This window comes from Micromonospora sagamiensis, assembly GCF_014680085.1.
GTDB classification, from domain to species: domain Bacteria; phylum Actinomycetota; class Actinomycetes; order Mycobacteriales; family Micromonosporaceae; genus Micromonospora; species Micromonospora inyonensis.
The window spans coordinates 2824322-2837450 of sequence record NZ_AP023438.1; the positions used below are offsets into that span (position 1 = coordinate 2824322).

The 13129-nt window shown below is 69.2% G+C and carries 14 protein-coding genes and 1 pseudogene; 11 read left to right on the forward strand and 4 right to left on the reverse strand.

The features are described 5' to 3' along the window. Positions 1–41: 41 nt before the first annotated feature. From IGA62_RS12190 to IGA62_RS12215, 6 genes are all read left to right on the forward strand, one after another. The gene (locus IGA62_RS12190) at positions 42–308 is read left to right on the forward strand and encodes a hypothetical protein (RefSeq protein WP_145821562.1); all 267 of its coding nucleotides are present in this window, start codon (positions 42–44) and stop codon (positions 306–308) included. A 377-nt stretch (positions 309–685) separates the two neighbouring features. Then, the gene (locus tag IGA62_RS30045; RefSeq protein WP_232624982.1) at positions 686–1963 is read left to right on the forward strand and encodes an AAA family ATPase; all 1278 of its coding nucleotides are present in this window, start codon (positions 686–688) and stop codon (positions 1961–1963) included. Positions 1964–2063: 100 nt separating this feature from the next. After that, positions 2064–3785 (forward strand): VWA domain-containing protein, encoded by a 1722-nt coding sequence (locus IGA62_RS12200; protein ID WP_232624983.1) that lies wholly within the window; start codon positions 2064–2066, stop codon positions 3783–3785. Positions 3786–3959: 174 nt separating this feature from the next. After that, entirely contained in the window at positions 3960–4496 is a 537-nt protein-coding gene (locus IGA62_RS12205; RefSeq protein WP_232624984.1) for a hypothetical protein, read from the forward strand. A 134-nt stretch (positions 4497–4630) separates the two neighbouring features. After that, positions 4631–5230: a hypothetical protein gene (locus IGA62_RS12210; RefSeq protein WP_145821558.1), complete on the forward strand. Its 600-nt coding sequence runs from the start codon at positions 4631–4633 to the stop codon at positions 5228–5230. 18 nt (positions 5231–5248) lie between these two features. After that, on the forward strand, positions 5249–5914 hold the full coding sequence (locus IGA62_RS12215; protein WP_145821556.1) for a DUF7779 domain-containing protein: 666 nt from the start codon (positions 5249–5251) through the stop codon (positions 5912–5914). 1928 nt (positions 5915–7842) lie between these two features. On the opposite strand, the gene IGA62_RS12220 is transcribed toward IGA62_RS12215, so the two are convergent. Further along, entirely contained in the window at positions 7843–8073 is a 231-nt protein-coding gene (locus tag IGA62_RS12220) for a hypothetical protein (protein ID WP_145821554.1), read from the reverse strand. A 129-nt stretch (positions 8074–8202) separates the two neighbouring features. Here IGA62_RS12220 and IGA62_RS12225 point away from each other — a divergent pair, with 129 nt between their 5' ends. Continuing rightward, the gene (locus IGA62_RS12225) at positions 8203–9030 is read left to right on the forward strand and encodes a pentapeptide repeat-containing protein (RefSeq protein WP_186500102.1); all 828 of its coding nucleotides are present in this window, start codon (positions 8203–8205) and stop codon (positions 9028–9030) included. 64 nt (positions 9031–9094) lie between these two features. On the opposite strand, the gene IGA62_RS12230 is transcribed toward IGA62_RS12225, so the two are convergent. Further along, positions 9095–9898 carry an aminotransferase class IV family protein gene (locus tag IGA62_RS12230; RefSeq protein ID WP_145821550.1) on the reverse strand — a complete coding sequence of 268 codons (804 nt, stop codon included), beginning with the start codon at positions 9896–9898 and terminating at the stop codon, positions 9095–9097. Between the two features lie 26 nt (positions 9899–9924). Between IGA62_RS12230 and IGA62_RS12235 the strand changes: the two genes are divergently transcribed. After that, positions 9925–10302, forward strand: coding sequence for a MerR family transcriptional regulator (locus IGA62_RS12235; protein ID WP_232624985.1), 378 nt, complete (start codon positions 9925–9927; stop codon positions 10300–10302). Between the two features lie 35 nt (positions 10303–10337). Here the strand turns inward: IGA62_RS12235 and IGA62_RS29610 are convergent, their stop codons facing one another. After that, complete coding sequence (locus IGA62_RS29610) at positions 10338–10562, reverse strand: hypothetical protein (RefSeq protein WP_198501303.1); 225 nt, start codon at positions 10560–10562, stop codon at positions 10338–10340. On the opposite strand from IGA62_RS29610, the pseudogene IGA62_RS30925 reads away from it, so the two are divergent. From IGA62_RS30925 to IGA62_RS12245, 3 genes and pseudogenes are all read left to right on the forward strand, one after another. Beyond that, a pseudogene (locus IGA62_RS30925) lies at positions 10471–10677 on the forward strand (AbiV family abortive infection protein); the annotation flags it as partial. The gene IGA62_RS29610 and the pseudogene IGA62_RS30925 sit on opposite strands and share 92 nt — an antisense overlap. 83 nt (positions 10678–10760) lie before the next feature. Beyond that, the gene (locus IGA62_RS30570) at positions 10761–11105 is read left to right on the forward strand and encodes a hypothetical protein (RefSeq protein ID WP_280526211.1); all 345 of its coding nucleotides are present in this window, start codon (positions 10761–10763) and stop codon (positions 11103–11105) included. A 160-nt stretch (positions 11106–11265) separates the two neighbouring features. After that, entirely contained in the window at positions 11266–11703 is a 438-nt protein-coding gene (locus IGA62_RS12245) for a hypothetical protein (RefSeq protein WP_145821548.1), read from the forward strand. Positions 11704–11743: 40 nt separating this feature from the next. Here IGA62_RS12245 and IGA62_RS12250 read toward each other — a convergent pair whose 3' ends face one another. Continuing rightward, entirely contained in the window at positions 11744–13003 is a 1260-nt protein-coding gene (locus IGA62_RS12250; protein WP_145821546.1) for a hypothetical protein, read from the reverse strand. Positions 13004–13129 lie beyond the last annotated feature (126 nt).

The following is a 13129-nucleotide window of genomic DNA, read 5'->3' on the forward strand; positions in this document are numbered from 1 at the left end:
ACCCCCTTTGGAAAGCAAGTCTCAAGTCCTGGAGAGATGACATGTTCCGGATCCTCGCGGTGTCGATACGAGGGCACCGCTACCTGGAGGGCAACCCGACATCTCACCCGATCACCGAGGTCCCGTCCGGTGTCGGAACCCGGTTCCCCAGCCTCACCGCGGTGGTGCAGCACGTGCAGCGCGAGTACCGCAGCCTGTCGGTGGTCTGGCGCGTCGAGGTCATCGACGAGCGCGGTGAGGTCGTGTCGCGCGGCACGCGTGACGGCGTCAACGGCACCGGCAGCCGCTGGGTGTGGCAGACCGCGTAAAGCCGCGATCGCCCCCACCACGCCCACCAGTCGCAACCACCTGACCCGCTCCGCGCACAGGCTCCTCGACGCGAGCGGCACTCGCTCCACCTGTTTACGCGGCGTCATCCGTAGCTGACCGACGCCCGTTTCCGGCGACCGCCATCGGTTGCCCGCCACGCCCTCTCCGAGGCGGTTCGGCGCGGTGCCAACCCATTCCCAATCGGGAGGTGGTCGCGCCGGAGGCGTGGCCACCTCCTGCCCATTGTCAGGAGGAACCACGCGTGCAACCTCAACCCGCACCAGAGCGCACCAGCCCCGGTCGCGACTTGAACACCCAACCGGGTGGCGGTAGTCGTGTCCCCGCCGCACCAACCGGCGGCGTCAGGGGACCGGCGATGACGACACCGACAGCGGGCACGCCCGCCACGCCCAGCGGCTCCGCGCCCAGCAGCGGGATCAACGCGGTCAGCGGGCTGCCGAGGTTACGCGCCGGCGAGCTGCAGAACCAGGTCCTCGCCGTACTGTCCAGCGCCGGGGTCGCCATGGACGTCGGCGACATCGCCGCGATCCTGGTCGGTCGGTCCTCCGGCGCGATCGGTCAGGCCTGCGACCGGCTCGCCGAGCGCGGCCACGCCGAACTCCTGCCCGGCTCGCCCAAGCAGTACCGCATCACCCAGGCGGGAACAGCCGAGCACCGGGCCAACCCGACGCCGGTACCGCCCGCGCCATCGCCCGCCGCCCGACCCGCGCCCGCCACCCGGCCGGCAACACCCGCCCCACGGCCGGCGACGGCGTCGGCCACCCGCCCGGCTGTGTCGACCCCGCGACCGGGCACCCCCACCCCCACGCCGTCCGCGCCGCGTAAGCCGACCACGGGGCCGGTGCGGCGCCCAAACGGGCAGCTGTACTACCCGCGGCTGCTGGCCAAACGCCCCGACGTCGACGTGCTGCGCGACCTGCGTGACGCCGACGTTCCCGTGCTGCTGTACGGGCCGCCCGGCACCGGCAAGACCTCCCTGATCGAGGCCGCATTCGGCACCGACCTGCACACGGTGCCCGGCGACGGCGACACCACCGTCGGGGACATCGTCGGGGACTACGTGCCCACCGACGCCGGCGGCTACGAGTTCGTGCCCGGTCCGCTGCCGCGGGCGATGGAAGCCGGCGGGGTGCTGTTCATCGACGACGCCACCCTGATCCAGCCGAAGGTCCTCGCCGTGGTCTACCCGGCCATGGACGGCCGCCGGCAGATCATCCTCAAGGCCGCCGCTGGCCGGGTCGTCACCGCCTCCCCCGGCTTCTACGTCGTCGCCGGCCACAACCCCGGCGTGCACGGCGCCGTACTCACCGAGGCTCTCGCCTCCCGGTTTTCCACCCAGGTCAAGGTCTCCTCCGACTACGACCTGGCCGCCGCGCTCGGCGTCGACTCCCGGATGGTCCGCGCTGCCCGCAACCTCGCCACCCAGTACGACAGCGGCGAGATCGGCTGGGCGCCACAACTGCGGGAACTGCTCGCCTTCAAGCGGATCGCCGACGTGCTCGGCGTCGACACCGCCATGGCCAACCTGATCGGCCTCGCCCCGGTCGAGGACCGCGAGGTCGTGCACAAAGCCGTCTGCCAAGCCTTCGGCCTGGCCAAGATCCTGCCGCTCGCCCTCGGCAACCAGCTGTAACCCCGGAAAGGAGGACAGCACCATGTCGCTGTCGAAACACCTCAACGCTGACCCCGACGCCGCATCCACCCCACTGCCGGCAGACCACGCATGGCTCCGCATGTCGGCTGCGCTCAGCGCACACATCCCCCCGATCGCCGGCCGTGAGGACCTGCTCGTCGTCATCGAACCCGGCGCCGGCGGCGGCGCACCCGCCTGCTTCATCCGCGAACGTGCCACCATCGAAATCGACGGCACGTACCTCGGCATCGACCCCCGCACGGTCGACCCGCACGACCCCGATGCCCGAGAGAAGTACCCCGTGGCGTGGGGGCTGCTGGTCCACGAGGCCGCGCACTCCCAGCACACCCGCTGGGAGTTCGGGGCCGGACCCGCCCGGGTGGCCGAGGCCGCCGCGCTGCTGGAGGAGTCCCGCATCGAGGCCGCCCAGCTGCGCCGCAGGCCCGGCGACCGCCGATGGCTGCGCGCCGCCGTCACCAGGATCCTGCTCGACGACATCCCGACCACCGATGACGCGTGGGCCGCCGCCGCCAGCGCCGCGCTCGTCCTCGGCCGGGTCGACGCCGGTGTCATCGACCCCGACGAGGCCGAACAGCTACGCAGGGCCGTCGTCCGGATCCTGCGCCCCGCCCTGCTCGGCGCCCTCACCGGGATCTGGCGCGACGCGCATCAGGTGCCCGACGACGACACCGACGGCATGCTCACCCTCGGTCGACGCTGGTGCGACGCGCTGGGCGTGGACCCCGAGGCCGCGCCGCCCGCACCGGGGCCTGGCCAGGCCGGGCAGGGCAGCACGGGACAGTCAGGGCAGGGCACAGGCGGCAGTCCCGCCGGCAGAGGTGCGCTGCGCAACGCGGCTGGCTCCGTCGCCGGTGCCGTGGCAGCCCACGACGCCGAAGCCGCCCAGGCCGCTGCGGCTGCCGCCGCCCGCGCCGCACAGCGCGCCCAGCAACGCCAGGCCGAGGCCGACCAGCAAAAACGATCCCAGGACGCGGCCAGCGCGGTGTTCGGGACCGACGCGGGCGCGGGCCGCGGAGGAGGGGGTGCGAGCACCAACGGGTCACCGCTGGTACGCAAGCGACCTCCCGTGCACCGGAGCCGGCAGCCCGACGACGACGAGCGTGCCGCCGCACGGCAGCTCGCCCGCGCACTGCGGGAAGCCGCCTACCGGGAACCGACCGACGCAGTCATCACCTCGGTGACACCGCCCGGCCGGCTCGTCACCCGCGCCGCGCTCGCCGTCGACGCACAGCGCGCCGCCGGGCAGGTCCCCACCTCCGAACCGTGGCGGCGTACCGAGCGCCGCCGCGTGCCGCAGCCACCGATCCACGTCGGGATCGTCGCCGACGTCTCCCCCTCGGTGGCAGCGTTTGCCAGGCCGATCGCCTCGGCGGCGTGGATCACCGCGCAGGCCACCGCCTGGGCCGGCGGCACCAGCGCCACCGTCACCTTCGGCCAGTACGTCACCGCCGTGACCCGCCCCGGCCAGCCACCCGAGAAGGTCCGCCTGTTCGGCAGGGAGAACAACACGCAGGGATTCCCCCTCGCGGTGGACGCCCTCGACGCCGCCCTCAGCCTGGCCGATCCGCGCGGTGGCGCGCGGCTGCTCGTCGTCGTCAGCGACGGCGAGTTCACCCCCGCCGAGATCACCGACGGCCAGAAACGTCTGGACCGGCTCGTCCGTTCCGGCTGTGGACTGCTCTGGCTCGGCCCACCCGACTCCCGTCCACTCAAGGGCGCCCATGCCACCGTCCTCGGCAAACCCGCCGACGCAGGACGGCTCATCGCCCGCGCCGCCGCTACCGCGCTGCGCAACACCTGACCGCCGGCAGGGTCGGCACCGTCAATGCCGCCCTTACGGGCAGAGCGGTGCCGAACCTCTCCGTGGAGTCCCGCTGGACGAACGACTTGATCCGTGCGCGGAATCAGGCCTGAATCGTTGCCGCGCCTACCTGGGCCGCACCCGTCCAGCCACACCTTGAAGGAGCGGATCCTGATGCTGTCACAACATCAACGCGACGCCATCGTGCACTGCCTGCACGGTATCGACGCCCACGCAGCCGCGATGCACAACTGCCCAGGGCCTGTGCTGTTCGCCTGGCTCCGGGAAACGCCAATAGAGAGCCACCCCGGCCCGACCGCCCGCGCCGTCACCGTCGTGCCACTGCTCGTTGAACCAGCCCGGTGGCAGAACGAGCCGGACGGGCCGGTCGCCGCGCTCCGGCAGATCACCGAAGAGGCGCACCACCCCTCCCACCAGGCCACCATCGCCCTCCAGGCCGGGCACCCCTACAAGGTCAACGCCCTCGCATACCTGTTCATGTATCCAACCATCGTCGAGCAGTCCAATGGACCAGTCGAGACGCGATACATCGAGGCGGTCGACAGCGACGGCACGGTCTACGTGCTCACCCGCCTGCCGGACACCGACCACGGAGTCGTCGTCACGGTCGACGAACCCGACGACAGCGAGACCATCGCCCTGCTCCGCCGGCTGGTCACCCTTACCTACCCCAGCGGCGCCAATCCCTGACTGGGCTGCACCGCGCCAGTGGTCAACACCGCACCGTTCTGGCAACCGAACGGCGCGCCGCTGCTTGACGCCATGGCGACATCAACCACCGGGGACTATTTCCCGTCATCGAGTTCTTATGTCAGGAATCCTGCATGTCATCCGAGACAACGACCGAGCACCCCTTCAATATGGCCAACCGGGCATACCAACGCCTGTTAGCTATCGCTTCCGAGCACCTCGACGTCGGCGTCTGGAAGAGGGACAGCGACGGACGTCCTGTCATGATCACACTGACCGACATCGCCTCCCGCGACATCATCACCCTCGCCGTGATGGACTCTCACGAGGAAGCGGTGCCGCACGCGCTGCTCGCGGTCACCGTCGACACCGAGCTACGCGCGTACGGTCCCTTCGCAGGCAGCAGCACCGCCGGCGCCTACGCCGCGCGTCTGGCGCTCGCTCAGCCGGACGTCGTGGCTACCCGTCCGGTGCCCCTCCATTGCCCAAGCGAACGGGACATACCCAGCACGGCGTGGATCGACGCGCCTCACACCATGGCCGACATGGTCACCGCCCGCCCTGCGGATACTGCTGTGACCTGTCTGATTCTGCTTGACCGGGCCAACGGCTCTCTGGTGGCTGTTGGCCCGTTCACCACGCCACGCGAGGCGGATGGCTGGAGGCCGCAACCCGACCACGAGGCATCTCGGTTCGTGGTTGCGCTTCAACAAGTGATGTCGGACGGCGATTAGCAACAGACGGAACGCTGGATGACAGGTTTGGTCGGGGCACCGCGCGGTGCCCCGACCAAACGAGTGAGAAACTGCGGCCTTTTTGCTTTCACCGTCGTTCTTGCGATCGGCAACGAGCGCAGCGACCCGGAGGCGCACCGGCTTGACGAAGCCGCCCAGTTGGCCGCCGATCTCGGGTGTTTGCCGCTGGCGTTGGCGCAGGCCGCTACCTACATCCAGGATCAGGATCTGACCTGTGCCGGCTACCGCAAACGGCTGGCCCGCCGCCGGCTGACCGCCCTGTCGCCGCACCTGCTTCCCGACGACCAGGCGACACCGGTGGCCGACACGTGGGCACTGTCGGTCGAGCTGGCCGACGCCGCCACCGGAGGCATCGCCCGGATCCTGCTGCAGATCGCCGCCCTGCTCGACCCCAACGGCATGCCACACAACCTGTTCGCCGCCCAAGCGGTCACCGCCTACTGCGAGCAGCGTCTCGGCCAGCCCGTCGATGCCGACGACACCCACGACGCGATCCGCACACTGCACCGCCTCAGCCTGACCAGCAGCACCCAGAACACCACCCCCGGCAGCGCCAGCCTGCGGGTGCACGCCCTAGTCCAACGCGCGACCCGGGAAACCACCCCCGACGAACAGCAACGCCTGCTCGCCGTCACCGCTGCGGACAGCCTCGTCGAGATCTGACCCACCATCGAACGCGACCCGGGAATCGGGCAGATCCTCCGGGCCAACACCACCGCCCTGCACACCCACACCGGGCCGCTGCTGTGGGACACCGACACCGGCGGGCACCAGGTGTTGTTCACCGCCGGCAACAGCCTCGGCAACACCGGCCTGGTCGGGGCAGGCCGTACTCCCCACCAGCCCGAAGCCACGGCGTCCCCTCCCCGCGCGTGGTCTTGGTCAACGCCGGTCGGCCGGGGGACGTGCGTGGCGGCCACCTGGGGCCTCGGGACTGCGCGGTGTCATCTGATCTTGTGCGGGCCACTGCGGCAGTACGTTCAGTTGAACCCGCAAGAGCCAACGTCCCTCCACACGCGACAGAAGTCACGGTGAGTAATGAGGGACCAGGTGATCGCGCCCGCGCAAGGGGCAGCACTGGCACCCGGAGCTCACGCGCACGACTACCCGCAGGTAGCACGTTGATGCGGAGAATCCTTGGCCGGGACACCCTGAAAACGAGAGTTGGCAAGGCTTTGCGGGGTGCCGTGGGGCACTACCGGCCCGAGCGGAAAAGACCTTCCCCCAGACATCGCGTAGCGGTACGCATACAAGGCCGGATGAGCATACGGTTAGTGATGACGAACCGGTCGGCCATGCTTGATCCAGCCGAAAGAAGATGGCCCCTCCGTTGGCAGCAGAGGGGCCATCAACCCATTGGCCATCCCCGCGTGAGACAGACCGTTGGGAGCTTGAGCCGCAGGTCACGGGCCATGGCAGGCCGCTTCCCGACGCGTCGAGTCTGACACAAGAAGGCCTTGATTTGCAAGCCGCAATTCACTTTCGCAGCCAGTGATGCCACATGAATCCACGTAGGACTTAATCGTATTCCCAATTGCCCGCCATGAGATAGCGCATACAGAAGCGCCGGGGATGCGATTCCTGGATGGGGGAAATGTAGCAAAGCTACGCATCCTATTTCCGTGATCGGCAGGCACCGATCGAGGGCGGGTTCCGACAGAGTAATTCCGCAGGCAATTCACGCGGGCCGAGAGGGAGGCAAGGCCGTTTAAACGGTACTGCATTCAACCATCCCCACCTCTGCCACGACAGAAAGGCCGGGGAGTTTATCACACAGGGGGGACATTCCCACCCCCTCGCTGACCTGCACTTCTGCCGCACGTACAACGCTTTGATGTGCAGTCACACTACTGCTGAGACCCAAGAAGATCGTTTCGGCCGACGCAGATAACTTGGTCCCTTCCTTGGGGACTACGTTTACGCACCCCGAGCCTCACGACCCCCCTTGTCGCCCTGGCAAGTTTTTATCTGAAGTACAGGTGGGGCCTCACGGCTGCGCAGCCGTGAACCGGGGACAGTCAGGGCGACTGAATTGACCGCGATTCGCCGAGGGCCGTACCATGGGCCCCGGCTCCGGTGGTTTCACTGAACCTGGGATCACGGTTGGCAGCCGCCCCAGGCGAACCGCCGGAATTGGCCATCCCCGCGCCCGAGACAACCTTTGGGAGAGGAGGTAACGGTGACTGAGCTGCGGTTTTCCCTCCGCGCGCCCCAGGCCGTCGTGATCAACGTGGTCGTGGTGGTACTGGTCATCCTGGGCGTCACACCCTTCCTGGTCTGACGTACGAGGCAATCCAACCCGAGGGCGGGCACCCGGACGGTGCCCGCCCTCGGGCGTCTCCGGCTGCTCCACCGACAGCCCTCACCAGCACAACTTCCTTCGGCGACCGGCTTCCGGCGGGCGTGTCGTACCCCTTGGGCCGACGCCGGCCGGAGGCCGAGCGCGGCACGCCTCACCCGTTCGGCAACTCAGCTTGCTCCGTGTCAGCGCGTCCCCGGCCAGGGCCGCAAGTATTACTTCTTCTCCAGCTTGCTCCGCGCGAAGCGAGGGAGTGTTCCGCAGGCGGCCTGCGGAACGCCGCCTTGAGCACTCATTTGCTGGAGGCGGTCGGAGCCGTCTGGTCGAGGAGTACGTGGACGTTGCGACGGCGGTGGAAGTTGATGAAGCTGCCGTCGTGGCTGACCACGGCCTTGCGGGTGCTGGCGAGGCCGAGGTCGCAGAGTTCCTTGAGTCCGGCGGTTCGGGTGCGTGATGCCTGGGTGTGACTGCGGCTGTTGCTCGTTGGCTCGGGTCGGCTCCAATGGACGCCGTGTCGACGCATCGTGATCAGCCCAACGCTGGAACCCGTCACCGTGGTGGTGTCCCCGCTCCGAGGCGGCACTGGAGAGCCGCAGGGCAGTCCGCGACAAGGCCCCGGACACTCCGACCTTCCCGGCCGACGGCGGCTCGAGTGGAACTCGTCCCAGCCGGGCCAATCGATGTCAAGCCCGACCCGTGGCAGCGTCTGGTGGCCATCGGCAGCATCCTGTCGGTGCTGTTCGTGGCCATCGGCCTGTACGTCACCAACGAGGCCAACCGCGAGCAGCAGCGGCTCACCGCGCAGGGCCAGATCACCGACCGATTCACCAAGGCCGTCGAGCAGCTCGGCCAGCCCGGTCCGGAGAAGGTGGACGTGCGGCTCGGGGCGATCTACGCCCTGGAACGCATCATGCGCGACTCAGCCGAGGACCAACCTGCCGTCGTCAACATCCTCGCCGCCTTCGTCCGGGTCCACGCCCCCGCACCCGAGCGGCTCTTCCCCGATCCGCCGATCGAACGTCTGGAAGGCACCCGGCTTCGCGCACCGGTCGACATCCAGGCGGCGCTAACCGTCCTGGTCCATCGCGACACCAGCCCCAACGGCGGGCATTCGGCCAGGCCCCGCCGCGCGCTCGACCTCGCCAATACCGACCTGACCGGTGCGATCCTGATCGGCGCGGACCTGGCCCACGCAGACCTCACAGGCACGGTCTTGGTTGACGCGGACCTGTTCGGCGCGAACCTAACTGGCGCGGACCTGGACTACTCGAACCTAGACGGCGCGAACTTAGCAAGCGCGGACCTGACCCGCGCGGACCTGCACTACACAAACCTGGACGGCGCAGACCTGGCCGGCGCGAACCTGGCCGGCGCGAACTTGGACAGCGCACACCTGGGCAGGGCGGACCTGAGGTGCGCTCGGACCGACGGCGACACCCGCTTACCCAGGAAGGTGGCCCGACCGACAGCGTGTAACTGATCGCGCTCCGGGTCTAACCGTCCACACCAGCGTGATCACTTACGCACCAAATCGCTCTCGACGATCACAGGGCGACCGCAGGCTCTTCGGCATAGGCAGCGTTCAGAATGCGCAGGAATTCCTGGTCCTGGACGAGCGGCTCGTCGCCGAGTCGCGCGACCGCGATGCCCGGCGTCCACGAGTTCATCACTGCGGCCGCGAGACGCCCGCCGAGCTCGCCGCGCCTGACCTCCTGCGTCCGTTGAGGGACTCTTAGTGCGTCGAGTCGGCGCGTCAGGATCTGCATCGTGACGCCGGGGAGGACCTCGGCGCACGGCCAGATAACGGCCTCTCCGTCCCAGAAGGCGAGGTTCCAGATGGTGGCCTCGCTCAGCCGACCCGATCGGTCGGCGAACGCGGCGTCGTCGAAGCCCGGGGCGCTCGCGCGCCTGAGCAGGAGCGTCTTGGACACCTCGCCGACGTGCTTGACGCGGGGGAGATGCCGCTCGTGCTCGACGACGTCGAGCGAGAGAGGTCCGGACGGCGCAGTCGCGGGATCGGTGACCTTCACCAGCACGTCGAGGTCAACGTCGTCCCCAGCGGGGGCGAACTCTCCCGGCCGCGAGGAGACGAAGCATGTCAGCGACGCGTCCGGGGGAGCGGCCGCCAGAGCGCGGCACATCTGCTCGAGGATCGTCTCGTCAGCCAGGTGGCGGCCGAAGAGCTCGTCGCTGGCGTCCCGGAGACGGGCCAGGTGCAGGTCCAGCCCCCGCACACGATGGTCCCGGACCTGCATCGCGGTGAAGTGGGCGAACCCGGCGAAGGCCAGTGGCGCGAGGTCCGCCGCCTCGGCCGCCCTACCATTGAACAGAGTGATCGATGTGGTCATGCAAGCGACCGTAGGAGTTGACACCAGTGGCAGGGGCAAGCGGCGCGACCCAGGGAACGGCGCTGCGGATCGGCGATGTCGCGGCTCTCACGTCGGCCACGCCGCGGATGCTGCGTCACTACGAGAACCAGGGCCTCATCGCCGCGGAGCGCTCGTCCGCCGGCCAGCGCCTGTTCGACCCGTCCGTCGTCGAGCAGGTCCGCTCCATCCGGTGGCTGCTCGGCGCAGGGTTGCCCGTGGAGGCTATCCGCGAGCTCCTCGACTGCATCCACGACACCGACCGCCTCGAACCGTGCGCAGTTCCGCTGCTCGTGGAGCATCTCCAGGCGTACGACGGCCGCATCGCCGAGCTCACGACGACGAGGGACGCGCTGCAGGGGCTCATCGACGCGTCGAACGGGTGATGATCGACCATCTGCGTCCCTGATGGCGGCTTGGATCACCGCCGACACGACGTCGTTTCACCTATCAGCGCACGAGCCTCCGCCGATACTTGGATCATGGCGAAGACGAGCGAGAAGGAACCCGAGACCATCACCGCGGACTTCGCGCGGCGGTGGTGGAAGTCCCTGATGGCGAACACGGTCGCGCTGGTCGAGGACGCGGCGCTCCTCGCCTCCCATGACAGCCCCGGCCGGGCGCAGGCGCTGATCGTGCTCGCCATGGAGGAACTCGCCAAGGCGCGCTGGCTGTACGAGGCGGCCGAGCACCAGTGGACGGCTCCGCTCGGCCTCTACGGCCTCGAACCGAGGCCCGCGGGCGACGTGATCGTGCCGGAGGGCCTGAGCTCGACCCGACGGCCGCACGCGGAGAAGCTGCAGGTGGCTGAGCAGTTCGCCTCGGGCTCGCCGGGTTCTGGAGCCTGGACCGGCGGATGGAGTACTACGAGCGTCCCGACTTGGAGACGTTCACGGCCACGGCCAAGCAGCGCAACCTCGACAAGCAGGCAGGCTTCTACGTCGATCGGGACGGCGAGAGCATCACCAGCCCCCTCGCCATCACCGCCGGCGACATCGCGAACGCCATCCGGCGCACCGCCAAAGTGGTGCAGTTGCACCTGATCGAGGACCACACCCGTCAACAGGATGCGCCCGACGCTTCATTGATCGACTCCGCCGAAGACCTGCACTGGGCGGTCATGCCGTACTCGGACCCCGAGCTGTTCGCGGACGTCGTCGCCAGGCACCCACCGAGCGGAGGCGAGTAGGCCGACGCGCCGGATCGGATGGCCTGCTCGAGTCATCCGGCCGCAGGGGCTTGCGGGATCCTCTCGCTTCTTGGACAAGATCGGATATGGGATCTCAACTTTGATTGCGGTCGCCGCAACCTATTGCGATCATCGCAATAGGTTGCGCAGAATGTAGGACATGACTCGACGAGACATCTTCACCGACGTGGCCGCGATCCTGTACCCGATCCCGCAGCCCGACCCCGGCGAGGAACACGACGACGGCTTCCTCGCCGCGCGGGACGAAGCCGCTGAAGACCAAGAACGTGCCACCGAGAACCTGCGGGCCGCGTGGGACGGAGGCGACCAGGACCCGCTGATCGGCGCGCTGGCCGGTGCCCGTCGCGCGAAGGAGGAAGCCGAGCAGCGGATCCGTGAGCTGATCGCCTACGGGCGTGAGTTCGTCCAACCCCGCCCCTACACGCTGGGCGACCTCGCCGCAGCCGCCGGCATGTCCATCTCCGGCACCCGCACCGCCTACAGCCACCGCGACGTCGCCCAAGTCGCCGACGCCACCGGCGCCAAGCCCCGAGAGTGGCGAGCCCCCGACCCCGAGGACGGGCAGGCAACGGCATGAGCACGCCGGCCTGCCTCTGCGTCCCCGCCGGCTCGCGAACCTAAGTCCGGCCGCGCGCAGTCGACCGGCGGAAGCCGGGGGGAAGGTTACGACGCACGGTTCGTTCCGTTCGGCCGATCCGGCGGGCGATGTCGTCGTACCCCATGTGCGGGTCGATGCCGAGCCAGTAGGCGACGGCGGCGGCGGTTTCGGTCGGGATCTCGGACCGCTCTTCGTCATCGCCTGACGTCGGCGGTTCGTCACTACTACGGTCCGTGCTGCCTTGGAGGGCTTTCGGCCGTTCAGGAGCGGCTGGTGGCGCGTCATTCACGGTTCGTGTCGGGCAGTCTGGATCCGGATCGCACCGCAGTGACGGCCCTGGGGTCGGGACTTCGATGGCATGCTCGTCTGCTGTTCCGACGGGCGGCTTGGGTTGACCGACCTCGGGGTCGCCGGTGGCTTGTGGTTCCCGCCGTGCTTCGGCGGCGGGTGGAGGCGGCTCCGGCTCGATGTGCCGGCCAGCGGTTGGCTCGTCGTGGGGCGGGGGTGGTTCCGCCCTGGCACCGGTGCGCCCGAGCCGGGAAGGCCACCGGCTGAGGTGTCTCCGGGGGCGCCGATCGGGTTCGATGGCGATCCGTGCGGGGGTCAGGTCGGCGGCGATGAGGTTGGTGAGGCCGTCGTAGTCGGCGGTGTCGGCCAGCCGGGCGGCGATCTGGTCGAGGTCGTAAACGTGCACGGCGATGGTGGCGGTGGTGGGGTCGACCGCTGTTCTGATCTTGCGGCGGAGGATCTTGGCGATGGCGGCGTTGCGGTGTTCGCGGCGCAGGGCCGTGCACGCGGCGTCGAGTGACCCGTAGAGGCCGAGCCCTGGGTCGGCTTTGGCCATGGACCGGGCTCGTCGGGTGATCAGTGGGTGGCGTAGCCAGTGGCCGAGCGGCTCGTAGGACGGTGTGGTGGCCGGTAGCGCTCCGATCGCCCGGAGTCGATCGCGGCGGACGTTTTCGACGTGCGTCAGCCAGACCAGGTATCCGAGGGCGGACATGCCGGCGAAGAACCCGCCGAGGAGGTGGTTGTCGTGGGCCAGCCAGTTGAATGCTGTCGCGCCGGCCGCGATGGCGGCGGACAGCATCCGGGAGGCGATCGCGCGTTCACCGAGGCGGCGGCGCACGTCGGCGTTGGCCATCACCACGACGCCGCCCAGTTCCAGTGCGCCCACTGCGGGGATCGCGATGAGTAGCGGAATGTCGAGTTTCTGGGTGGCGCCGGTGACCTGCCCGGTGAGCGCGACGAGCAGTACGACGACGTAGAAGATGGTCCGCATTCGGGCGGCTCGCCGTACGGCGTGCTCCAACTCGGCGTCGAGCTGGCCCGTGGCCGGCTGGTTAGTGAGCCGAGCTGGGGGCGTGCCGAAGAGTCCGGGCGGTTGCCAAGGCCTGGCGTTGGCGCG